This window comes from Sphingomonas phyllosphaerae 5.2, from assembly GCF_000419605.1.
GTDB classification, from domain to species: Bacteria; Pseudomonadota; Alphaproteobacteria; order Sphingomonadales; family Sphingomonadaceae; genus Sphingomonas; species Sphingomonas phyllosphaerae_B.
Genome location: NZ_ATTI01000001.1, coordinates 2,727,946 through 2,751,925 on the forward strand (window position 1 = coordinate 2,727,946; position 23,980 = coordinate 2,751,925).

General features: G+C 68.9%; 18 protein-coding genes. 9 read left to right on the forward strand and 9 right to left on the reverse strand.

Going from position 1 to position 23,980, the window contains the following annotated elements; all coding sequences use genetic code 11:
- Positions 1–14: 14 nt before the first annotated feature.
- Positions 15–773 (reverse strand): competence/damage-inducible protein A, encoded by a 759-nt coding sequence (locus tag SPHPHY_RS0112835; protein WP_022687092.1) that lies wholly within the window; start codon positions 771–773, stop codon positions 15–17.
- A gap of 49 nt (positions 774–822) precedes the next feature.
- Between SPHPHY_RS0112835 and map the strand changes: the two genes are divergently transcribed.
- On the forward strand, positions 823–1,647 hold the full coding sequence (gene map, locus SPHPHY_RS0112840; protein ID WP_022687093.1) for a type I methionyl aminopeptidase: 825 nt from the start codon (positions 823–825) through the stop codon (positions 1,645–1,647).
- Positions 1,648–2,199: 552 nt separating this feature from the next.
- Here the strand turns inward: map and SPHPHY_RS20135 are convergent.
- On the reverse strand, positions 2,200–3,324 hold the full coding sequence (locus SPHPHY_RS20135; RefSeq protein ID WP_156025096.1) for a CAP domain-containing protein: 1,125 nt from the start codon (positions 3,322–3,324) through the stop codon (positions 2,200–2,202).
- Positions 3,325–3,524: 200 nt separating this feature from the next.
- Here SPHPHY_RS20135 and SPHPHY_RS0112855 point away from each other — a divergent pair, with 200 nt between their 5' ends.
- The 3 genes from SPHPHY_RS0112855 to SPHPHY_RS22305 all read left to right on the forward strand — a co-directional run bounded on the left by SPHPHY_RS0112855 (position 3,525) and on the right by SPHPHY_RS22305 (position 6,508).
- The gene (locus tag SPHPHY_RS0112855) at positions 3,525–3,863 is read left to right on the forward strand and encodes a P-II family nitrogen regulator (protein WP_028056880.1); all 339 of its coding nucleotides are present in this window, start codon (positions 3,525–3,527) and stop codon (positions 3,861–3,863) included.
- A 104-nt stretch (positions 3,864–3,967) separates the two neighbouring features.
- The gene (gene glnA, locus SPHPHY_RS0112860) at positions 3,968–5,380 is read left to right on the forward strand and encodes a type I glutamate--ammonia ligase (protein WP_028056881.1); all 1,413 of its coding nucleotides are present in this window, start codon (positions 3,968–3,970) and stop codon (positions 5,378–5,380) included.
- Positions 5,381–5,914: 534 nt separating this feature from the next.
- The gene (locus tag SPHPHY_RS22305; protein ID WP_022687098.1) at positions 5,915–6,508 is read left to right on the forward strand and encodes an alpha/beta hydrolase; all 594 of its coding nucleotides are present in this window, start codon (positions 5,915–5,917) and stop codon (positions 6,506–6,508) included.
- 622 nt (positions 6,509–7,130) lie between these two features.
- Here SPHPHY_RS22305 and SPHPHY_RS0112875 read toward each other — a convergent pair.
- The 5 genes from SPHPHY_RS0112875 to SPHPHY_RS0112895 form a co-directional block, all read right to left on the reverse strand.
- On the reverse strand, positions 7,131–8,141 hold the full coding sequence (locus SPHPHY_RS0112875; RefSeq protein ID WP_022687100.1) for a sugar kinase: 1,011 nt from the start codon (positions 8,139–8,141) through the stop codon (positions 7,131–7,133).
- Positions 8,141–9,514: a mannitol dehydrogenase family protein gene (locus tag SPHPHY_RS20145; RefSeq protein ID WP_022687101.1), complete on the reverse strand. Its 1,374-nt coding sequence runs from the start codon at positions 9,512–9,514 to the stop codon at positions 8,141–8,143. Before SPHPHY_RS20145 ends, SPHPHY_RS0112875 begins: the two co-directional genes overlap by 1 nt.
- Positions 9,511–10,923, reverse strand: a complete 1,413-nt coding sequence (gene uxaC / locus SPHPHY_RS0112885; protein WP_028056882.1) for a glucuronate isomerase — start codon at positions 10,921–10,923, stop codon at positions 9,511–9,513. Before uxaC ends, SPHPHY_RS20145 begins: the two co-directional genes overlap by 4 nt.
- A 2-nt stretch (positions 10,924–10,925) precedes the next feature.
- Entirely contained in the window at positions 10,926–12,104 is a 1,179-nt protein-coding gene (gene uxuA, locus SPHPHY_RS0112890) for a mannonate dehydratase (protein WP_022687103.1), read from the reverse strand.
- Positions 12,105–12,171: 67 nt separating this feature from the next.
- Positions 12,172–13,068 (reverse strand): aldo/keto reductase, encoded by an 897-nt coding sequence (locus tag SPHPHY_RS0112895; RefSeq protein ID WP_022687104.1) that lies wholly within the window; start codon positions 13,066–13,068, stop codon positions 12,172–12,174.
- A gap of 71 nt (positions 13,069–13,139) precedes the next feature.
- Between SPHPHY_RS0112895 and SPHPHY_RS0112905 the strand changes: the two genes are divergently transcribed.
- The 5 genes from SPHPHY_RS0112905 to SPHPHY_RS0112925 all read left to right on the forward strand — a co-directional run bounded on the left by SPHPHY_RS0112905 (position 13,140) and on the right by SPHPHY_RS0112925 (position 20,457).
- Complete coding sequence (locus tag SPHPHY_RS0112905) at positions 13,140–14,492, forward strand: FAD/NAD(P)-binding protein (protein ID WP_022687105.1); 1,353 nt, start codon at positions 13,140–13,142, stop codon at positions 14,490–14,492.
- Positions 14,493–14,593: 101 nt separating this feature from the next.
- Entirely contained in the window at positions 14,594–15,715 is a 1,122-nt protein-coding gene (locus SPHPHY_RS0112910; RefSeq protein ID WP_022687106.1) for a glycoside hydrolase family 43 protein, read from the forward strand.
- Positions 15,716–15,950: 235 nt separating this feature from the next.
- Positions 15,951–17,390, forward strand: a complete 1,440-nt coding sequence (gene xylB, locus SPHPHY_RS0112915) for a xylulokinase (RefSeq protein WP_022687107.1) — start codon at positions 15,951–15,953, stop codon at positions 17,388–17,390.
- Between the two features lie 12 nt (positions 17,391–17,402).
- Positions 17,403–18,713 carry a xylose isomerase gene (xylA, locus tag SPHPHY_RS0112920; RefSeq protein WP_022687108.1) on the forward strand — a complete coding sequence of 437 codons (1,311 nt, stop codon included), beginning with the start codon at positions 17,403–17,405 and terminating at the stop codon, positions 18,711–18,713.
- A 163-nt stretch (positions 18,714–18,876) separates the two neighbouring features.
- Positions 18,877–20,457, forward strand: coding sequence for an aldehyde dehydrogenase (NADP(+)) (locus SPHPHY_RS0112925; RefSeq protein WP_022687109.1), 1,581 nt, complete (start codon positions 18,877–18,879; stop codon positions 20,455–20,457).
- Positions 20,458–20,886: 429 nt separating this feature from the next.
- Here the strand turns inward: SPHPHY_RS0112925 and SPHPHY_RS0112930 are convergent, their stop codons facing one another.
- Both SPHPHY_RS0112930 and SPHPHY_RS0112935 read right to left on the reverse strand, forming a co-directional pair.
- A complete protein-coding gene (locus tag SPHPHY_RS0112930) occupies positions 20,887–22,674 on the reverse strand; it encodes an IlvD/Edd family dehydratase (RefSeq protein WP_022687110.1) in 1,788 nt (595 codons plus the stop codon).
- Between the two features lie 45 nt (positions 22,675–22,719).
- On the reverse strand, positions 22,720–23,943 hold the full coding sequence (locus SPHPHY_RS0112935; protein WP_022687111.1) for an SGNH/GDSL hydrolase family protein: 1,224 nt from the start codon (positions 23,941–23,943) through the stop codon (positions 22,720–22,722).
- Positions 23,944–23,980 lie beyond the last annotated feature (37 nt).

Here is a 23,980-nt window from a genome sequence, read left to right on the forward strand (position 1 = left end):
GGCGGGCGCCGGCGTCAGATCCCGCCCGCCGTCACCGCGCGCCCCGCCGCCTCCAGCGCCGCGGTCAGGTCCGCCACGCATGCGTCCACCAGCGCCTGGTCGGGCGAACGCACCACGAAATTCGCGCCCGTCCGTCCTTCGCGGAAGAACGGATAGCTTCCGATCGCCACGCCCTCATGCGCCTTCTCGGTTGCGCGCAGCAGGTCGGCGACCTCGCTTTCCGCCACCCAGCAGCCGATCGTCGCGCTCACCACCGGGCGACCACCTTCCAGCGTGCCGGTCAGCGCATCGAGCATCCCGGCGGTGATGTGCGGCACCCCGGCCATGATGAAGATGTTGCCGATGCGGATGCCCGGTGCGCCCGATACGCGGTTTTCGATCAGCGACGCGCCGTCCGGTACGCGTGTCATCCGCCGGCGTGCAGCGGTCAGCCCGCCGCGGGTTTCGTAATGCCGCTCCAGCACCGCCACCGCATCCGGATGCTCGACGACGGGCACGTCCAGTGCGGCGGCGATCGCGTCGACGGTGATGTCGTCGTGCGTCGGCCCGATCCCCCCGGTCGTGAACAGATAGTCGTTGCGTACGCGCAAGCCGTTCACCGCCTCGACGATCGCATCCTCGCGGTCCGGCACCACGCGCACCTCGACCAGCCGAATGCCCTGCACGTTCAGCCACGCGGCGAGCTGCGCGATGTTCCGGTCCTGCGTGCGGCCGGACAGGATCTCGTCGCCGATCACCACGAGCGCGGCGGTCCAGATGCGTTCAGCGTTCATGCCCCTCGCATAGCTCGCATTCGCCCGCCTGCCACGCTATATCGCGTCCATGACCGATTATGTGACCGTCACCAGCGATGCGCCGCTCGCGCGCACCGGCGCGATCAAGCTGCATGGACCGGAGGCGTTCGCCGGCATGCACAAGGCCGGGCGGCTCGCCGCCGAAACGCTCGACATGCTCACGCCGCACATGGTGCCCGGCGTGACGACCGCCGAGATCGACCGGCTGATCTACGGGTTTGTTAAGGCCGGTGGCGGCGTGCCCGCGACGCTGGGCTACCGCGGTTACACGCACTCCAGCTGCATCTCGATCAACCATGTCGTCTGCCATGGCATCCCATCGGACAAGGCGCTGAAATCGGGCGATATCGTCAATGTCGACGTGACGCCGATCGTCGACGGCTGGCATGGCGACACCAGCCGCATGTACCTGATCGGCGACGTGCCGCTGAAGGCGAAGCGGCTGGTAGAGGTGACCTACGAATGCCTGATGCTCGGCATCGAGCAGGCGCGCCCCGGCAACCACATGGGCGATGTCGCGCACGCGATCCAGCGCCATGCCGAGGGGCACCGGTTCGGCGTGGTCCGTGATTTCTGCGGCCACGGCGTCGGCCGGCTCTTCCATGATGCGCCGGAGGTGGTCCACGTCGGCCGTCCCGGCACCGGTCCGGAGTTGCGCCCGGGAATGATCTTCACGATCGAGCCGATGATCAACATCGGCCGCCCCGACGTGAAGCTGCTCGACGACGGGTGGACCGCGGTGACCCGCGACCGCTCGCTCTCCGCGCAGTTCGAACATTCGATCGGCATCACGGAGGACGGTTGCGAGATCTTCACCGGTTCTCCCGCCGGGCTCGACAAGCCGCCGTATTGAGGGGCGCTTCGCACGTCACCGCGTGATGAACGCCGTCCTGCAGCGGGCGTCGCTTGCCGGGAAGCTTGTTTCGGCCGGTCCGTCTTCGCAATCCAAGCTGCGACCGCCCAAGCCACCGGACGTGCGATTAACCCGAGATCCACGTGACCTCGCCGTTGCGCCTATTTGGCGAAACCGGTCATCCCGTCGTCCCGGTCGCGATCCGGACCTTCGTGCTTCCGCCGACGCGCAACGATCGCTTGGCTCGGAGCAGGCACGCGGCCACCGGACGGCGGGTGATCCGCACCGGCGCATCGACAACCTCCGCCGCCATCGGTGCAGCAGGGAAGCCGTAAAATTCTCCAAGGCGGGACCGACATGCAGCGCCTCGCGGGTGCCGGCTGCCCGGAATGTAGCTGATCCATCTGCTCGGACGACACGCGCTTGCATGATCCCGCAGAGTTGCCCTCTCCCCCCGCCATTGCGAGCGTAGCGAAGCGATCCAGCGCGTCGTGCGCCGGGCTGGATCGCTTCGCTACGCTCGCAGGAACACCGCCTGAATGTCGGTCGGTCCTACGACACGATCCGGAACGTATATCGGTAATCCGTCGCCACGCCGCGCACACCGACGCCGGTGATCTTCACCGAATAGGTGATCCCGGCCTTCAACCCCGCGACCGCGAACTGCAGGTTGTTCGGCACCGCATAGCCAAGATTGTCGTAACTCACGTTCGACACCGCCAGCTCGCTCGCTTCATCGCTGACCGAGATCGCCGCCTTCGAGAAATCGACCGACGCATTCGCCCCCCCGCGCTGCGTCGGGTCCACGATCGCGGTGAACGACAGCAGGGACGAGGTGTCGAAATAGCGCGCGGGATAGTCGCCATAGGGATAGGCCACGAACGGCGGCAGGTTCGCCGGCACCGTCACCCCGCCGGTGAACGACACCACCTTCATCGCCGCCGCGTCGGTGCGTGATCCATCGGCCAGCACCTGCGCCACGCGCCCGTAGGCGATCTTGCCCAGGAACGGATCGAGCATCCAGCGGCGGTGCCCGACGTTGTTGGCGACCAGGTTCGACGTCTCCGTCAACCATCCGCCCAGGTACATGTCCTCGGTATAATAAGCGAGGAACGGCGAGATCAGCCCGCCATACAGATTGCTGGTCCCCGCCCCCGTCGCGCCCAGCGCGGTATAGCATTTCCACGTCGCCGCCGGCGTGTGGCTCAGCTGCCCGTTCGCCGCCATCATCAACGCGGCCTGCGTCGCCGCCTCGTCGTCGGCGCTGGAATAGGTCACCGCCGGCAAGCGGTGCAGCGCACGTATCGCGTTCATCCGCGCCAGCACATCGTCGCGGACGCTCTGCGCCAGCGTGCCCGGCCGGCAGTTCGGCACATCGGGCGCGGTCGTGAACAGCGCCGCAGCGTTGCTCGCCCAGCTTCCGCTCGGCGTGACCGGCGTAGGGATCGGCACGGGGGTGACGAGCGGGCTCGGGGCCGGACTTGGAGCCGGGCTGGGCGTCGGGCTAGGAACTGGCGATGGCGCGGGGCTGGGCGTGGGCGCCGGCACGACCTGCACGGTTCCGCTCGTCGGCGCGGCGCTGTTGCTGCCTCCACCGTCGCCGCCGCCACCGCAGCCGCCCAGCAACAGCGTTCCGGCCGAGACCGCGCTTATCCAATGCCCGCGTGAGATTCGCATGGCCGATCGATACCGGTCCGGTCTTAACAAATGCCCCTGCCTGACAAAGCGGCAGCAATTCGACCCGTGCCCGATTCTCAGGCAGCAGATTCCACGGATTCGCGCGAGTCGTTGCCTTGCTCTTGGGCGTGGTGGCTGGCACGATCGATGCAACGATGCCGATCGGGGCATCATGGCTACCTGGGGTGGGCGTCCGTCGCGTGAAGAAGATCGAAGCGATCATCAAGCCGTTCAAGCTGGACGAGGTAAAGGAGGCGCTGCACGAGATCGGCGTGTCTGGCATCACCGTGACCGAGGCGAAGGGCTTCGGGCGCCAGAAGGGCCATACCGAGCTGTACCGCGGCGCCGAGTACGTCGTCGACTTCCTGCCCAAGGTGAAGCTGGAAGTGGTCGTCGAGGACGGGCTTACCGAGCGCGTGGTGGAGGCGATCGCCGCGGCTGCGCAAACCGGCCGCATCGGCGACGGCAAGATCTTCGTGATCCCGGTCGAGACCGCGTTGCGTATTCGCACCGGCGAACGCGACAACGAGGCGATCTGAGGGTCATCTCCTCCCCCTGAATTCCGTCGCCCCGGTTTGCGCCGGGGTCTCCCGATTACAGAAAGACCCCGGCGTCCGCCGGGGTGGCGACGAAGGAAAGCATCATGGCGAACACGGCCGCAGACGTTCTGAAGAAGATCAAGGATGAAGAGATCGAATGGATCGATCTGCGCTTCACCGATCCCAAGGGCAAGTGGCAGCACCTGACGATGGTCGCCTCGCTGATGGGCGAGGATGAGTTCACCGACGGCCTGATGTTCGACGGCAGCTCGATCGAGGGCTGGAAGGCGATCAACGAGTCCGACATGATCCTGATGCCGGATCTGGACGCGGTCTATACCGATCCGTTCTCGGCCACCCCGATGTTGATCGTGTTCTGCGACATCGTCGAGCCGTCGACCGGCGAAGGCTATAGCCGCGACCCGCGTACCACCGCGAAGCGCGCCGAAGCCTATGTCGCCACCACCGGGATCGGCGACACCGTCTACGTCGGGCCGGAAGCCGAGTTCTTCATGTTCGACGACGTCCGCTTCGAGACGTCGTACAACCAGTCGTATTTCAAGCTCGACGATATCGAGCTGCCGACCAACACCGGTCGCGAATACGAGGGCGGCAACCTCGCCCACCGTCCGCGCGCCAAGGGCGGTTACTTCCCGGTCGCGCCGGTCGACTCGGCTGTCGACATCCGCGGCGAGATGGTCTCGACGATGATCGAGATGGGCCTGCCGTGCGACAAGCACCACCACGAGGTCGCCGCCGCGCAGCACGAGCTGGGCCTCACCTTCGGCACGCTGACCACCACCGCCGACCGGATGCAGATCTACAAGTACGTCGTGCACCAGGTCGCGCATGCCTATGGCAAGTCGGCGACGTTCATGCCGAAGCCGATCAAGGAGGACAACGGCTCGGGAATGCACACGCACTTCTCGATCTGGAACGGCAAGGAGCCACTGTTCGCGGGCAATGGCTACGCCGGCCTGTCGGACACCTGCCTCTATTTTATCGGCGGCATCATCAAGCATGCCAAGGCGATCAACGCCTTCACCAACCCGACCACCAACAGCTACAAGCGGCTGGTGCCGGGTTACGAGGCACCGGTGCTGCTCGCCTATTCGGCGCGCAACCGTTCGGCGTCGTGCCGCATCCCGTACGGCACCGGCCCGAAGAGCAAGCGCGTCGAGGTCCGCTTCCCCGATGCGATGGCCAATCCGTACCTCGCCTATGCCGCGCTGCTGATGGCGGGTCTGGACGGCATCCAGAACAAGATCCATCCCGGCGAGGCGATGGACAAGAACCTGTACGATCTGCCGCCGGCCGAGCTGGCGGAAGTGCCGACCGTCTGCGCATCGCTGCGTGAGGCGCTCGACTCGCTGCTGGCCGACCACGACTTCCTGCTGAAGGGCGACGTGTTCACCAAGGACCAGATCGAGGCGTACGTCGAACTGAAGTGGGACGAGGTCGCGCGCTGGGAAATGACCCCGAGCCCGGTCGAGTTCGACATGTACTATAGCGCGTAAGGCGCGGCGGCGTCGGTGCGCATAGCGCAAATGCGCTATCGGCCGGCGCCGCGCCGCCACGACCGACGATCAAAAGGGCGTTTCCCATGGAGGCGCCCTTTTCGATTCGTCCCGTCATGCCGAGCGCAGCAAAGCAATCCAGCACCGGACGAGGACATCCTGTCGCTTCGCTACGCGCACAACGACGAACATCCGGATGGTCCTGACGTCATCCGACTCCAGCGAAGGTCATCGCCACCGATCGTCGCCCCGGACGCTTCGGCTTCGCTCGGGGACAGCCCTGATCCGGCGCCCTGCTTCTTGCTGATGGCGTCAAGAAGCGCGACCCCGACGCCAATTCACGTGACCGGACCGGAATCGCCCGACCCTGCCTCGGATCGGCACCGGATCGTCTCGCCTCACGCCCGCCACCGCCCACCCCGACAAACCCAAACCTCGCCGCAGCAAAGCCCAACTAGACTCCCCATCGCGCCGCGTTCGCGTACCATCGCACTTACGACCCTTGACGATCCGCGCCATCCGGGAGCCCTGCCCATGTTCGCCATCGCCGCCAACGACCGCTTCGCGCCGTTCACGATCGTCGCGATCTCCGATTCGTTGCGCCCGGAGCCGACCTGGCGGACGATGTTCGGCTGGCCCGCCGACGATCCGCGCACGATCCCGGTCGCCGCACGCTCACGGGCCGAACGCAAGATCTTCGCGGCACGCGTCGACCAGGCGGTGTGCAGCGCCGAGCGCCCGGTGCTGTTGGTCGCGGACGGGCTCGGCTGCGCAGCCAGCGCGTGGTGGGGGCGGCTGTCGCCCAGCGACTATGTCGCGCGGATCGCCGGCGCGCTGCTCTTCGCGCCGCGCGGCGCGGAAGTGACGCGCGACGGCGATGCCGACCTGTTCGCCTCGCCCGCTGCCCCGCTACCCTTCCCTTCGGTGGTCATCCGCCCGCAAGGCGACGCCGCCGACGTCGGCGCAGCGGTCGAGAGCTGGGGCAGCAGCCTCGTGGCCGGCCATCGCGACCGTCACGTCGCACGCGACGTCGGCGCATGGCGCCAGGCGCAACGGCTGTTCCTGCGCGTGACGCACCAGCTCGCCGCCTACGAAGTCGACCGCGGCCGGGCGCTCATCGGGCGCTAGCGCGCTTTCCGATCAGGTTGGATCATCGGCACGGCGACGATTTCGGGCCGGGGGAAGGCGCGAGGAGGGCGCGATGCCGCGGCATCGTGACCGACGAGCAACGCTGCCCGGATCGAAAACGCCCCGCCGCGCATGCGCTCCCCCGCAGCGCGATGACAATGGTTCAACCTGATCGGAAAACGCTTCAGGACAGGCTGACGCAACGCTCGCCATTACGAGCGTAGCGAAGCGATCCGGCGTTTCGCACGACACTCTGGCTTGGTTCGCCATGCTCGCGATGATCCGTAGCGGGAGCAAGTCTGCCCGATCGTGGGAGCGCGCTTCCTCGAACAGACCGATCATCTTCATTGGCGATCCTCCGGCATCCGTGAGTCGCCGAATGTCGATCCTGGAACAGGCTGAACCAAGCTCGTCGCTGCGAGCGTAGCGACGACGAACAACCGCGCATCATCCCGCGTCGACGCCCACGGCAACGAAGATGATGGTGAGCGCAGGACGGCAGCCAGGCCCCGTTCGTCGCTACAGCACAGGGTAGCACGCTCAACGCATCATGCCGGACGCTCCGGTCTTCGGCAGGTCACCAGCCAGGGCGCCGCGATCGAGCGATCCCCGCCGCAGACCGTTAGCGCCGCACGTCCAGCCCGCCCGCCAGGAACGCTGCCACGTCCGCCGCGCGAAACAGCCCGGCGTCACCCGGCAGCGAGTGCTTCAGCGCCGCCAGCGCCAGCCCCGTCTCCGCCGCCGCCGCGATCCCCTGCCCACGTAGCAGCGCATCCAGAACCCCCGCCGCGAAGGCATCGCCGCCACCGATCCGGTCGACGATCCCGGCCAACACCGTTTCCGGCGTCTGCGCATGGTCGTCGCGCGTATCGATCCGCGCCGACAACCGGTTGAGGTCGACGTGCTCGACATGCCGCGCCGTGGAAGCGATCGTGGTCAATCGCGGAAAGCGCGCGAACGCCGCCTCCGCTGCCGAACGCCGCCGGTCCTCGCCCGCTCCGCCGAAATCGTCGCGGCCCAGCAGCAGCGCGATGTCGCGGTGGTTGCCGAACATCACATCGGCATGTTCGACGATCCGCGTCAGGATCGCGCGCGGATCGCCGTCCCAGCGCGCCCACAATTTTCCGCGCCAGTTGCCGTCGAACGACACCGCGACACCCCGCGCCGCCGCCGCCTCGGCTGCGCGACATGCGCTCTCCGCGGGCACCGGCCCCAGCGCCGGGGTAATCCCCGACAGGTGCAACCGGTCGACGCCGTCCAGGATCGCATCCCAGTCCCACGCCGCGGCTGGCGCCTCCGCGAACGACGACCACGCGCGGTCGTAGATCACCTCGGTCGCCCGCATCCCGGCACCGGACGTGACGAAATACAGCCCCATCCGCTCGCCGCCGGTCTGGATGTGGCGCACGTCGACGCCGTGGCCGCGCAGCGTCGTGATCGCGCTTTGCCCCAGATCGTTGTCGGGCACGCGGCTCGCCATCGCGACGTCGTGCCCCAGCCGCGCCAGCTGCGTGACGACGTTCGCCTCCGCCCCCGCCACCCACACGTCGAAGCGCGGCGATTGCATCAGCAATTCGCGGCCGGGCGGCGATAGCCGCAGCATGATCTCGCCGAACGCCAGCAACCTGCCCATCACCGCTGCTCCACCAATTGCGTCAGCGCGGCGCGCTCGCCGTCATCCGCCTGCCAGCGTGCCGCGAAGCGCCCGCCCTCACCGAACAGTGCCGCCACCATCCCGGCCGCGTCATGCCCGCGCCACAGCGCCGCCAGTTCGTCGCCCATCGGGTCGTTGACCGGTCCCGCCTGCCCGCGCAGGTGGCGCAGCCATCCCGCCAGCGCGGTCAGCGTCGCGGTTCGGTCCACCCCGCGTGCACGATTGATCGTCAGCGCCTCCAGCCAGCGCGGTCCGACCTTCTGCGACCCGTCACTCGCGATCTGCGCCAGCCGGTGTGCCAGCGACGGATTGGCGAACCGCGCCAGCAACGCATCGCCATACGCGCGCAGGTCCTGCCCCGGCGCCGCGTCGAGGCTCGCCGCCGCCTCGTCGCGCATCAATCGCTCCACCACCATGCGCACCGCCGGGTCGGCGACAGCCTGGTGCACGTAATCGTGTCCGGCGCCCAGCCCCAGATACGCCAGCGCCGAATGCGCGCCGTTCAGCATCCGCAGCTTGGCGGTTTCATATGGGCGCACGTCCGCGACGAACTGCGCGCCGCCCACGTCCCAGCGCGGCCGCGCGTCGGCGAAGCGATCCTCGATCACCCACTGCCGGAACGGTTCGGTGACGACCGCACCTTCGTCGCGCACCCCGATCCGCGCCTCCAGCCGGTCGAGATCGTCCGGCGCCGTCGCCGGCACGATCCGGTCGACCATCGTCGAAGGACACGCCCAGTCGCGCTGGAACCAGCCCAGTGCCGCGCCGTCCAGCAACGACGCTACGCCGTCGTGCAGGACATGGCCGTTGTCGGTCATGTTGTCGCAGCTGACCAATGTCATCGGCCCCGCGCCGGCCGACATCCGGTCGCGCACCGCCTGCGCCAGATAATGGTAGATCGTGCCCCCGGCCGTCGCGATCGCCGCCCCGTCGATCCCGCCGCCGGGCAGGCGGTGATAGCCCTTTTCGGTCACGGTCAGCGTGACGATGCGTGTTGCCGACGCCGCCAGCGCCGCCGCCACCGCGCCCGGATCGCGTGGCGCAACCAGCACGTCGCGCACCGCCTCGATCAGCCGTAGCTGCTCGCCCGCCGCATCGCGCGTCGCGACCGTGTAGAGCCCGTCCTGCGGCGCCAGTTGCTCGTGCACCTGCGCCGATCGCAGCGACACGCCGGTGATCGCCCAGTCGCGATCCCCCGCGGCCATCGCATCGTCGGTATAGACCGCCTGATGCGCGCGGTGAAAGGCGCCGATCCCGAGATGGACGATCCCGCGCGCCTGCTCCGCGCGTGCATAGGCCGCCTGCGTCACGTCCGCGGGCAGGCCCCCGCGCGTCGCTTCCGACAGCCTCACAGCTTGTACGCCCGCCGCACGAGGCCGTCGGTCAGCTCATGCGCCAGTTCGACCGCCTCCCAATCCTCGATGCGATGCTCCGCGACCAGCCGTGCAAGGAACGCGCAATCGACGCGCCGCGCGACATCGTGCCGCGCCGGGATCGACAGGAAGGCGCGCGTGTCGTCGTTGAACCCGACGGTGTTGTAGAAGCCGGCCGTCTCGGTGGTCAGCTCGCGATAGCGCCGCATCCCTTCCGGGCTGTCGTGGAACCACCATGCCGGTCCCAGCTTCAGGCACGGGTAGTGGCCGGCCATCGGCGCCAGTTCGCGCGCATAGACGCTCTCGTCCAGCGTGAAGAGGATGATCGTCAGGTCGCGCTCGGTGCCGACCACGTCCAGCATCGGCTTCAGCGCGCTCGTATATTCGGTGCGTACCGGAATGTCGGCGCCTTTGTCGCGTCCATGGCTCGCGAACAGCCCGGCGTTGTGGTTGCGGAAGGAGCCCGGATGGATCTGCATCACCATTCCATCATCGACGCTCATCTTCGCCATCTCGGTCAGCATCTGCGCGCGGAACAGCTCGGCGTCGGCGGCGTCCCACGTGCCGCCCACGATCCGCGCGAACAGCGTCTCGCATTCGACGGTCGACAGGTTCGCGGTCTGCGCCGTGGCATGGCCGTGATCGGTCGCGGTCGCGCCCGCCGCACGGAAGTCGGCGCGGCGCTTGCGATGCGCGGCGAGGTACCCGGACCAGCCGTGCACGTCCTCGCCGGTCAGCTCCGCGAATTTCGCGAGCGCACCCGCGAACTGCTCATGCTCGACGTCGATCACGCCGTCGGGGCGATAGGTGGTGACGACGCGCCCGCCCCAGCCAGACGCGCGGATCGCGTGATGCGCGTCGAGGCTGTCGTGCGCGCCCTCCGTCGTCGCGAGGAAGTCGATCCGAAAGCGATCGAACAGCGCGCGCGGCCGGAAATCCTCGCCCGCCAACCGCTCGTTGATCGTGTCGAAATACACATCGGCGGTCGCTGCCTCCAGGCGCACGTCGAACCCGAACACCTCGGCGAACACATGGTCCAGCCACAGTCGCGACGGCGTGCCGCGGAACAGTTCGTAATGCGTCGCGAACAGCCGCCATGCCGCACGCGGGTCGGTCGCCGGCACGCCGCCGCGATGCGGGATGGCCAGATCGTCGAGCGCAATGCCCTGCGAATAGAGCATCCGGAACACGTAATGGTCCGGCGCCAGCAACAAGGTGGTGGCATTGTCCCACTTGGCGTTGGTCGCGAACCACGTCGGGTCGGTGTGGCCGTGCGGGCTGACGATCGGCAACGTGCCGATCTCCGCATATAATGCGCGCGCGATCCCGCGCGTCGTCGGATCGGCGGGGAACAGCCGATCGGGGTGCAGCTCCAGCGGTCGCGTCATCGTCACTTGGCCCCTTCGAATGCCAGCCCGCGCTCCAGCCCGCGCAGTTCGGCGAGCCCGCGCATCCGCCCCAGCAGCGAATAGCCCGGATTGGTCACCTTGGTCAGGTCGTCGATCATCTGGTGGCCGTGGTCGGGGCGCATCACGATCGACCGCGCCTCGCGCCGTTGCAGCGCCACCACCTCCGCGACGACCGCGGCCATGTCCGCGCTGCCCTCCAGATGCGCCGCCTCGTGGAATGCGCCATCGGGCTCGCGCTGCACGCTACGCAGGTGCAGGAAGCCGATCCGCGTTCCCAGTCGCCGCACCATGCCGGGCAGGTCGTTGTCGGCGCGCACCCCGAACGATCCGGTGCAGAAACACAGGCCGTTCGCGACGCTCGGCACCGCCTCGAACAGCGCCGCGACGTCCGCCTCGGTGCTAACGGTACGCGGCAGGCCGAAGATCGCGAACGGCGGGTCGTCGGGGTGGACGACCAGCCGGATGCCGAGCGCCTCCGCGACCGGGCACATCGCGTCGAGGAAGGCGATATGGTTGGCGCGCAGCTGCGCGGGGCCGGTGCCGGCATAGCCGTTGATCGCCTCCAGGAACTGCGCGGAGGTGAAGCTCTCCTCGCTGCCCGGCAGCCCGGCGATGATGGTCCGCTCCAGCCGCACCCGCGCCGCGTCGTCCATCGCCGCAAAGCGCCGCGCGGCGCGCTCGATCAACGCCGGCGCATAATCCGCCTCTGCCCCCGGCCGTCGCAGGATGTGCACGTCGTAGGTCGCGACCGCCTCGAGTTCGAAGCGCAGCGCGCGCGCGCCATCGGGCAGCTCCCACGCCAGATCGGTGCGCGTCCAGTCGAGCAGCGGCATGAAATTGTAGGTGACGGTGGTGATGCCCTCCGCCGCCAGATTGCGCAGCGTTTCGGCGTAATGATCGAGCAGCCGGTCGCGCTCCGGCCCGGCGGTCTTGATCGCCTCGTGCACCGGCACGCTCTCGACCGTCGTCCAGCCGAGCCCCGCCGCCTCGATCAGCGCGCGGTGCGCGGCGATCTCGTCGCGCGGCCACACCACGCCGTTGGGCAGATGGTGGAGCGCGGTGACCACCTCGGTCGCGCCCGCCTGCCGGATATGCGCCAGCGGCACCGGATCACGCGGCCCGAACCAGCGCATCGCCTGCGTCATCAACACGTCCGACATCCTCCCGCTCCCGGCCTTTCGGCCCGTGTTAGCGATACCAAACCATAATTCAAGTTACCCGGACCGGTCAGGGAAGCGTCGCTCCCATCCCCGCCTGCAGCACCGCATACCATTGCTCGCGGGTCCATTCGACCCGGTACGCGCCCGCCGCCGCCGCGATCCGGACGGCGTTCTGCGAACCGACGATCGGGATCACCCGCGCCGGATGCGCCATCACCCACGCCAGTGCCGCGGTGCCGGCATCGACGCCGAACGCCGCGCCATGCTTCGCCAGCAACGCTGCTGCCGGATGATCGCCGCGCGCCAGCCGCCCGCCACCCAGCGGCGACCATGCCAGCACCGCCACGTCGCGCGCCATCGCCTGGTCCAGCGTCCCGTCGAACAGCGGCACGGTGTGCAATGCCGAGAATTCCGGCTGCGTCGCGACGATCGGCTGCCCCAGGAACGCCTGCAACGCGTCGAACTCCGCCGGCGAATGGTTCGACACGCCGACGCTGCGCACCTTCCCGCTCGCCACCATCGCGTCCAGCGCCCCCGCCACCTCGTGCGGATGCGTCAGCAGGTCGCGGCGATGGACCTGATAGAGGTCGACCGTCTCCACCTGCATCCGCCGCAGCGAATCGTCGAGCGCCGCCGTCAGATAGGCGCGGCTTGAATCGTATGGCATCGGCGGAAGGATCCCGCCCTTCGTCGCGATCACCATCCGGTCGCGCAGCGTACCGTCCTCGGCCAGCGCGCGCCCGAACAGCGCCTCCGCCGATCCGAACCCGGCGGCGGTGTCGAACCCGTAGATGTCGGCGGTATCGAACAGCGTGATCCCGGCCTCCAGCGCCGCGTCGATCAGCGCGCGCACCGCCGCCACATCGTCGCCCGCGAGCCGCCACATGCCCCAGGCGAGCGGCGAAACCATGATCCCGCTCTTGCCCAGGGCACGCGGTTGGTTCGATAGGCGAAGCGTCGTCATTCCGGGCGGCATGGCACAGGGTCGGTCACGATGAAAGCCGCGAACCACCGCGCGATGTCGGCGAAGCGCGCATGATCCGTCATGTCGTGATCGTCGGCGGAGGCTTCTCGGGCACGCTGCTGGCGATCAACCTGCTCCGCCACGACGGACCGCACGCCACGCTGGTCGAACGACGTCCCGCACAGCTGGCGCGCGGCGTCGCCTACAGCGCCGCGCACGAGGATCATCTGCTCAACGTCCGTGCCGCCAACATGAGCGCGCTGCCCGACGACCCCGACCATTTCGTGCGCTGGCTCACCCGCAACACGCTCGGCGACCGCACCACCTTCGTGCCCCGGCGCCTCTACGGCCGCTACCTGCGGGAGATGCTGGCCGAGGCCGCCGCGGCGCACCCGCATCGCCTGACGCTGGTCGAGGACGAGGTGTGCGCCATCGCACCGCACGCCGACGGCTACGCCGCCACGCTCGCCACCGGCGGCGCGCTCCACGCCGATGCCGTCGTGCTCGCGCTCGGCAACCTGCCCCCGCACACGCCCCCCGGGCTCGATCCCGCCGCGCTTCCCCCCGGCTGCTATCGCGGCGACCCGTGGGCGGGCGACATCGCGGCGGACCTCACCGACGCGGACGAGGTCGTGCTGGTCGGCAGCGGACTGACCGCGGTCGACGCCGCCCTGCTTCTCGACGCCAGCGGCTTTCGCGGCCGCATCCTCGCGATCTCGCGCCGCGGCCTCGCCCCGCGCAGACACGCCGATGCGCCGCCGCGTCCCGGGCTGTCCGAACGCCCCGCCGCGACGCTGTCGCACTTGCTCGCCCATGTCCGCGCCCGCAGTGCCGAGCTCGGCTGGCGCGCCGCCGTCGACGAGCTTCGTCCGGTGACGCAGATGATGTGGGGCGCCGCCGATGCCGCGACCCGCGCGCGTTTCCTGCGCCACCTGCGCCCGTGGTGGGACGTCCACCGCCACCGCCTCGCCCCCGCCGTCGCCGACCGGATCGACTCGCTCACCACTGCCGGCCGGCTGGAGGTCGCCGCCGGCAAGCTCGTCGCCGCCCGCGCCGACGGCACCCGGGCCGTGCTCGACTGGCGTCCGCGCGGCGCCACCGGGCTGCGCCACACCCGCGCGGCGCGCATCGTCAATTGCACCGGTCCGCAGGGCGACCTGCTCCGTTCCGCCGAACCGTTGCTGCGCGGCCTGCTTGCCGATGGCACGATTCGCCCGGACGGATTGCGTATCGGGCTGGAGGTCGACGCCCAGTCGCGCGTCGTTGCTGCCGACGGTCGCGCCGCCGAACAGCTTTATGCGATCGGCCCGATGACCCGCGGCGGCTTATGGGAGGTTGTCGCGGTCCCCGATATCCGGCAACAGAACTGGACGCTGGCACGCCGGCTCGCCAACGCACAATGGGTCGGTGGTGAGGGACTGTAGCGGAACGGAGATGAAAGCGGTTGCGCCGTCCGAATGGTAGCGCTACCTCCAACACCATAAGGCGGGCACGAACCCGTCGACGATCGAGAGGAACCCGAACGATGCGCCGCTCCACGCTTGCTTTGTTGCCGCTGCTCGCCGCCCTGCCGCTCGGCGCGTGCGGCAAATCCGCGACCACCGCGGACAATGCCGCGACCGCCAATACCGCCGCCGCAGCCGACGAGCCGCGCGCCAAGGATGGGCGCCGCTATCTCTCGCAGCCGCTGGTCCGCGATTTCTACACCGCCGATCCGTCCGCGCACGTCTTCGACGGCAAGCTCTACGTCTATCCCAGCCACGACATCGACGGTTCGGCGAAGGAAGACGATCTCGGCGGCCACTTCGAGATGCGCGACTATCGCGTGCTCAGCATGGACGAACCCGGCGGGAAGGTCACCGCGCACCCGGTCGCGCTCGACGTCAGCCAGGTCCCGTGGGCCGAAAAGCAGATGTGGGCACCGGACGCCGCCTACAAGAACGGCACTTATTATCTGTACTTCCCCGCGAAGGACAAACAGGGCGCCTTCCGCATGGGCGTTGCCACGTCGAAATCGCCGGTCGGCCCGTTCAAGGCCGAACCGAAGCCGATCGCGGGCAGCTTCTCGATCGACCCCGCCGTCTTCACCGACGACGACGGCAAGAGCTATATGTATTTCGGCGGCATCTGGGGCGGGCAGCTTCAGCGTAACACCACCGGCACGTACGATCCGAACGGCTCGAAGACCGATCTGCAGGCCGACGACAAGCCCGCGCTGACCCCGAAGGTGGCGCCGATGGCGGCCGGCATGACCGAGTTCGCCGCCAGGCCGCGCGACGTCGTGATCATCGACGAGAAGGGCAAGCCGTTGCTCGGTGGCGACCACGATCGCCGCTTCTTCGAGGCGTCGTGGATGCACAAGTACAAGGGCAAGTACTATTTCAGCTACTCGACCGGCGACACGCACTACCTGGCCTATGCGGTCGGCACCTCGCCTTATGGTCCCTTCACCTACAAGGGCCGCATCCTCCAGCCGGTCGAGGGCTGGACGACGCACCATTCGATCGTCGAGTGGAAGGGCAAGTGGTGGCTGTTCTACGCCGACACGCAACTGTCCGGCCAGACGCGCCTGCGCAACGTCAAGATGACCGAGCTGCACTACAATCCCGACGGCACGATCCAGACCATCGATCCGTTCGTGAAGTGATGATGCGCTCGCGTCCCCCCTCCCCGAGCCGCCAGCCCGGCCGACGTCGGGGCACGGTCGGGGGACGCGTCCGCATTCCACGCCCCGCCCGCGACCGGATGCCGGCACAAGCCGGGGTCGCGCCGGCAGCGGCGGCACGAACACCCCGCCCCGCTTCCCCGCCTCGCAATCCCCCCGCCGCCCGCCAGTGGACCCCGCCCGTCGCGGCGGTCCCGGCAGAGATGAAAGACTGACCATGTTCCTCGGCATCGACATCGGGACCTCGGGGGTGAAGGCGGTGGTCATCGACCGCGACGGCAGCATCGCGGCACAGGGTACCGCCGCGCTCACCGTCCAGCGGCCGCACCCGCTCTGGTCCGAACAGGACCCGGACGCCTGGTGGCAGGCGACCGATGCCGCGGTGCGCGCGCTTCCCGCCGATGTCCGCCGCGCGGTCCGCGGCGTCGGCGTCGCCGGGCAGATGCACGGCGCGACGCTGCTCGGTGCCGACGATCGCCCGCTGCGTCCGGCAATCCTGTGGAACGACGGGCGTTCGTTCGCGGAGTGCGAGGAACTCGAACGCGCGGTCCCTGCCCTGCGCGACATCGCGGCCAACATCGCGATGCCGGGCTTCACCGCCCCCAAATTGCTGTGGGTGAAGCATCACGAGCCGGAGACGTTCGCCGCGATCCGCACCGTGCTGCTCCCCAAGGATCACGTCCGGCTGCGCATGACCGGCGAGAAGGCGTCCGACGTCTCCGATGCCGCCGGCACGCTGTGGCTGGACGTGGCGAAGCGCGACTGGAGCGACGAGCTGCTCGCCGCCACCGGCCTGACGCGTGACCAGATGCCGCGCGCGGTCGAGGGCAGCGCCGTCACCGGCACGCTCCGCCGCGAGATCGCCGACAGCTGGGGCATGGACACCGTGCCGGTCGCGGGCGGCGGCGGCGACAATGCCGCGGGTGCCGCCGGGATCGGCGTCGTCCGCGATGGCGACGCGCTGCTCTCGCTCGGCACCTCGGGCGTCATCTTCGTCGCCACGGATACACTCCGCGCCAACCCCGCCGCCGCGGTTCACGCCTTCTGCCACTGCCTGCCCGGCATGTGGCACCAGATGGCGGTCCACCTCTCCGCCGCGGTCTGCATCGATTGGGTCGCGCGGCTGATCGGCGCCCCCGGCGCCGCCGATGTGTTCGCACGCGCTGAGCTGGCCGGCCCGGCGAGCGGCCCCGAACTCTTCCTGCCCTATCTCTCCGGCGAGCGCACCCCGCACAACGACGCGCAGGTCCGCGGTGGCTTCCTCCACCTCGATCACGATACCACGCCCGAACGGCTCGCGCAGGCGGTGCTGGAAGGCGTCGCGTTCGCGCTTGCCGATGGCGTCCGCGTGCTCCGCGAGTCCGGCACCGCCGTCGAGCGGCTGTCGGTGATCGGCGGCGGCGCGCGCTCGCGCTATTGGGGCGAGACGCTCGCCGCCGCGCTGGAGGTCGAACTGGCCTATCTCAAGGGCGGCGAAGTCGGCCCGGCGATGGGCGCCGCGCGGCTCGCGCAGCTCGCCGTCGACGGCGGCACCCCGGCCGAGGTCTGCGTCGCACCGCCGATCAGCCACGTCATCACCCCCGACCCGGCGCTGGTCGACCGGCTCGCTCCCAAGCGCGCCGCCTTCCGCGCCGCCTACCCCCGCATCAAGCCGTAAAGGAACGCATGCATGGCCAATGACTTCTTCGCCGACATTCCCCAGATCAAATATGAGGGGCCGGAATCCACCAACGAACTCGCCTATCGTTTCTACGACAAGGACCGGGTCGTGCTCGGCAAGCGCATGGAGGACCACCTCCGCTTCGCCGCATGCTTCTGGCACACCTTCTGCTGGCCGGGCTCCGACGTGTTCGGCGGCGGCACCTTCGACCGCCCGTGGCATGCCGGCGCGAACGACAGCGCAGCGTCCGCGCAGAAGCGTGAGGTCGCGTTCGACTTCTTCACGAAGCTCGACGTGCCCTATTACTGCTTCCACGACGTCGACGTGATGGCCGACGCGCACAACGTCGCCGAGCATCGTCGTTATTTCGCGGAAGCCGTGGATCATCTGGAGAAGCTCCAGGCCTCGTCGGGCCGCAAGTTGCTGTGGGGCACCGCCAACCTCTTCGGCCACCCGCGCTTCGCCGCCGGCGGCGCGACCAACCCCGATCCGGAAGTCTATGCGTTCGGCGCGATGCAGGTCCGCGATGCGCTGGAGGCGACGCACCGTCTCGGCGGCAGCAACTACGTGCTGTGGGGCGGTCGCGAGGGTTACGAGACGCTCGCCAACACCGATCTGAAGCGCGAGCTCGACAATCTCGGCCGTTTCCTCAGCCTGGTGGTGGAGCACAAGCACAAGATCGGTTTCGACGGCACGATCCTGATCGAGCCGAAGCCGCACGAGCCGACCAAGCACCAGTACGACTTCGACACCGCCACCGTGTACGGCTTCCTCAAGAAGTACGGGCTGGAGAACGAGGTGAAGGTCAACATCGAGGCCAACCACGCCACGCTCGCCGGCCACACCTTCGAACATGAGATCGCGATGGCCAGCGCGCTCGGCATCTTCGGCTCGATCGACGCCAACCGCGGCGATCACCAGAACGGGTGGGACACCGATCAATTCCCGAACTCGGTCGAGGAGCTGACGCTGGCGATGCTGGAGATCATCCGCGCGGGTGGCTTCACCACCGGCGGCTTCAACTTCGACGCCAAGGTCCGCCGCCAGTCGATGGACGCGGTCGACCTGTTCTACGGTCATGTCGGCGGCATCGACGTCGTCGCCAAGGGGCTGCTCAACGCCGCCGCGCTGATCGAGGACGGTCGCCTCGACGCGATCAAGAGCGAGCGCTACGCGGGCTGGACCGGCGACTTCGGGCAGCAGGTGTCCGGCCTCGACCTCGCCGGCATCGCCGACCTGGCCGAAACCAGCGACGTGAACCCGCGCCCGCGCTCGGGCCGTCAGGAGCGGATCGAGAACATCGTCAACCGCTTCATCTGATAACCGTCACCACCCCCCGGAAACGGGCGCATCATGCGCTACGAACGGGGGGTGTTCGTGCTTTTACGCGTCACCGGGCGGCACCCGGGCGCCACCGCGGGTTGCGAAACGACCGCTCGTGGCCTATTTAATGTCCGACTAATTCCCATCACGAAGGACGATCATGATCGACGGAGCGATGCTCATCGGCGCCGAGGCGCGTCAGGCTGACAAGCGGTTCACTTCTGTCGATCCGTCGACCGGGGAGACGCTGACCCCGGACTTCTCCTCCGCCGGCCCCGACGCGGTCGACGCCGCCTGCGCGCTGGCAGCCGAGGCGTTTGCCGCCTATTCGGCGACCAGCCCGGAGGCGCGCGGCGCGTTCCTCGATGGAATCGCGGAGGAAATCCTCGCGATCGGTGACGACCTGATCGTCCGCGCGACGCAGGAAAGCGGCCTGCCGCGCGCCCGGATCGAGGGTGAGCGCGGCCGTACCCTCGGGCAGTTGAAGCTGTTCGCGCAGGTCGTTCGTCAGGGCGACTGGCTCGACGCGACGATCGATCCGGCGATGCCCGATCGCCAGCCGCTCCCGCGCCCCGATCTGCGCCGCATGAACGTGGCGCTCGGTCCCGTTGCGGTGTTCGGCGCCTCGAACTTCCCGCTCGCCTTCTCGGTCGCCGGCGGTGACACCGCCTCGGCGCTCGCGGCGGGTTGCCCGGTGGTCGTGAAGGGTCATCCCGCGCACCCCGGCACCGGCGAGCTGGTGGCGCGTGCGATCGCCCGTGCCGTCGAAAAGGCCGGGCTCCCCAAGGGCGTGTTCTCCTATCTGCCCGGCGAAACCAACGAGCTGGGCGGCGCGCTGGTCCGCGATCCGCGCGTCAAGGCGGTCGGTTTCACCGGCTCGCGCGGCGGCGGCATGGCGCTCATGAAGATCGCCGCCGAGCGTGACGAGCCGATCCCGGTCTATGCCGAGATGTCGGCGATCAACCCGGTGGTCATCATGCCGCACGCGCTCGAAGCGCGCGGCGCGGCGCTGGCGCCGGCCTATGTCCAGTCGCTCACGATGGGCGCCGGACAATTCTGCACCAACCCCGGCCTCGTCCTCGCGCTCGCCGGTCCGGCGCTCGACGCGTTCGTCGCGGCGGCAGGCACCGCGCTCACCGAGAGCGCGCCGAGCACGATGCTCACGCCCGGCATCCACGCCAGCTTCGAAAAGGGCGTCGAGGCGCTCGCCAGCCACGCCGCGGTCACCACCGTCGCGCGCGGCAAGGTCGGTGAAGGTGTCAATCAGGCGGTCGGCGCACTGTTCCGCACCGACGCCGACGCCTTCCTCGCCGACCGTGCGCTCGGCCACGAGGTGTTCGGCTCGTCCTCGATCGTCGTGGCGTGCCGCGATCTGGAAGAGCTGAAGAAGGTCATCGCCAGCCTCGAAGGCCAGCTGACCGCGACGCTCCAGATCGATGCCGAGGACGAGGCCGAAGCCAAGCAACTGATTCCGGTGCTCGCCGACCGCGTCGGCCGCATCCTGGTCAACGGCTGGCCGACCGGCGTCGAAGTGGCGCCGGCGATGGTTCACGGCGGCCCCTTCCCGGCCACCAGCGACGGCCGCACCACGTCGGTGGGCACGTCGGCGATCTATCGCTTCCTGCGTCCGGTCAGCCTCCAGAACCTGCCTGCCGCACTGCTGCCCGATGCGTTGTCGGACAGGAATCCGTGGGGCATCGCCCGCCGCATCGACGGCAAGCGCGAAGCTTCACCGCGGTAATCAAGCACTTGATGTAAAACGGAAAGGGCGGTCCTGTGGGGCCGCCCTTTTTCGTTGGCGGTCGCAATGTCGAAGTCGGTTCGCGACCCACAGGTGCGATGTCAGCCGTCGGAGAGGGGCCGCGCTCTCGCGTCGTCAGCGAATGCCGACGCCTCAACGTTCCACCGATGATCGCGCTCGATCGCGGCACGATGCTGGACGCGTCGGCGCCGGAGCGAAAGCCACCGGTTCGCGCATCGCTCTTCGTCATTGCGGGCGTAGCGAAGCAATCCAGTGCCGGACCGCGACGCCTGGATTACTTCACCACGCTCGCAATGACGGTGGCGTATCAGATCTCGGGCGGGTCACACCCGCAACACCCACCGCCGTCATCGGCGGGCAACAGGCCGGCCGCGGCGAACACCCGCGACCGCCCGCGGCGAACAACCATCAATGGTTGTCGCGCGGCAGCCCCATCGTCTGGGCGATCCGCTGGTACTTCTCGGCACCCTCCAGGATCGCGCCGGTGTTCATCTGGCCGACCACCGCGCGCTGGATCTCCTGCCACGGCGTCTGCGAAGCCGGATAGGCAAAGCCGCCCGCCGCCTCCAGCGCCTGCCGCCGCCCGGCCAGTTCCTCGTCCGCGATCAGCACGTTGGCCGTGCCCTTGCCAAGGTCCACGCGCACCCGGTCGCCGGTGCGCAAGAGGGCCAGCCCGCCCATCGCCGCCGCCTCGGGCGAGGCGTTCAGGATCGACGGCGACCCGCTCGTCCCCGATTGCCGCCCGTCGCCGATGCACGGCAGCGCGTGGACGCCCTCGGTGATCAGGTACGCCGGCGGGCGCATGTTGACGACCTCGGCCGCGCCGGGATAGCCGATCGGCCCGGCGCCGCGCATGAACAGCAGCGTCTCGGGCGTGATCCCCGTCGCCGGATCGTCGATCCGCGCGTGGTAATCCTCCGGCCCGTCGAACACCACCGCCGGGCCCTCGAACGCCTCGGGATCGTTCGGGTTCGACAGGTAACGGTTGCGGAACTCCGGCGAGATCACGCTGGTCTTCATGATCGCGGCGTCGAACAGATTGCCCGACAGCACGATGAACCCGGCCTCCTCGACCAGCGGCTGGTCGTACGGGCGGATCACCTTCTCGTCCTCGATCGCCACGCCGCGGCAGTTCTCGCCCATCGTGCGGCCGTTGACGGTGGGGGCGTCCTCCGCGATCAATCCCTGCTCGATCAACTGGTTGACCACCGCCGGCACACCACCGGCCCGGTAGTAATCCTCGCCCAGATACTCGCCGGCCGGCTGCAGATTGACCAGCAACGGCACCTTGTGCCCTTCGGTCTCCCAATCCTTCAACGGCAGCTCGACCCCGACGTGGCGCGCCAGCGCGGCCAGGTGGATCGGCGCATTGGTCGATCCGCCGATCGCCGAATTGACCTTGATCGCATTGTGGAACGCGTCCCTGGTCAGGATGTCGGAGGGCTTCAGATCCTCCGCCACCATCTCGACGATCCGCTTGCCCGTCAGGTACGCCACCTCCTGCCGGTCACGGTAAGGTGCCGGAATCGCCGCCGAACCCGGCAGCGACATGCCCAGCGCCTCGGCCAGCGAGTTCATCGTCGTCGCGGTGCCCATCGTGTTGCAATAGCCCGTCGACGGCGCCGAGGACGCCACCAGCCGGATGAACTCGGCATCGTCGATCTCGCCGGCCGCCAGCAGCTGCCGCGCCTTCCACACAATCGTGCCCGAGCCGGTCCGCTCGCCCTTGTGCCAGCCGTTCAGCATCGGCCCCACCGACAGCGCGATCGCGGGAATGTTCACGGTCGCGGCCGCCATCAGGCACGCCGGCGTCGTCTTGTCGCACCCGATCGTCAGCACCACCCCGTCCAGCGGATAGCCGTACAGCACCTCGACCAGCCCCAGATACGCCAGGTTGCGGTCCAGCCCGGCGGTCGGGCGCTTGCCGGTCTCCTGGATCGGATGCACCGGAAATTCCAGCACGATCCCGCCCATCTCGCGCACGCCCTCGCGCACCCGCTCCGCCAGCACCAGATGGTGGCGGTTGCACGGGCTCAGGTCGCTGCCCGTCTGCGCGATCCCGATGATCGGCTTGCCCGAACGAAGCTCGTCCAGCGAAAGACCGAAGTTCAGGTAGCGCTCCAGATACAGCGCCGTCATGTCGATGTTCGCCGGATTGTCGAACCACGCACGGCTGCGCAGGGGAAGATCGGTCATGCAGAAGCTCCAGGCAAGAGCGTTGATATAGTCGGACAAATCATTTCAGCGCAAGCTATCCAGCCCCACCACTCCGGCCATCGCGCGATATCCCGCGACGCTCGGATGCAGCCCGTCGCCGCTGTCGTAGGCGGGCAGCAGCCGGTCGGGACGCGCCGGGTCGCGCATCGCGCGGTCGAAGTCGATGACGCGGTCGACATGGCCGGGTGTGCGGACCCAGGCATTGATCGCCTGCCGATCGGCCTCGCTTGCCGGACCGGGATGATAATAAGCATTGCTCGCGAACGGCATGATCGTCGCCACATGCACCGTCAGCCCGTGCGCCCGCGCGCGGGCGACCATCTGTGCATAGGCGCCTGTCACCCCCGCCACCAGCGCGCGATGCGCCTCCGGGCTCGCCGGCTGCTCGCGGGTCAGCACGCCGATGTCGTTGACCCCCTCCAGCACGATCAGGTGCCGGGCTCCGGCCTGCGCGAGCACGTCGCGATCGAAGCGTGCCATCGCGTTCGGTCCGAGCCCATCTAGCAGCAGGCGATTGCCGCCGATCCCCAGATTGAGCACCGCGGCGCGTCCGCCGAGACGCCGCGCCAGCCCATCGGTCCAGCGCGCATTGGTGTTGGGCTTCACGCCATACCCATCGGTGATCGAGTCGCCGAAGGCGACGATGCCGTTCGGTGCCGCGCATCGCTCGACTTCCATGCCCGACAATTGGAACCAATGATCGGTGCCGGTCGCCCCCGGCAGATCCGTCGCCGCGGTCGCATCGCCCTTCGCGATCCACGACGTCGCGCGCGAGCCGGGATGCGCGGTCGCGCCGTCCGGGTCGGCGGGAAGGTGGACCGACACCGCCACATCGTCGAATGCCGCGACCGGCAGCGCGACCGGATCGCTCAGCCACTCGCCGCCCGCCGGGATCACCACGTCGCGTGCCCCCCCGAACGCCAGCGCGCGCACGCTGCCGGGCACCAGCCGTGCGCTGGCATTGTCGGCGGACCGTGCGATGGCGGCACCCGCGATCCGCAGCGGCGCATGCCCGAACACGTTCGAGAATCGCACCCGCACGCGGGCCCCGCCGATCGACGGCCGGACGATCTGGCGCAGCGTCGCATCGGCCAGCGCCCCGGAGGGAAGGACGTTGTTGCCCTCCGGCGTCATCTGCGCAGAGGCCCATGCCGCCTGCCACGAACACGGGCGCGCGGCGGCTGGCGCGGCGGTCGAGAGCAACGGCACGGAGAGCAGGGCGGCAGCAAGCACGAACGACGATCGCATAAGGGCTCCCGAACAAAGAAGGGCCGGCCCCGTGAAG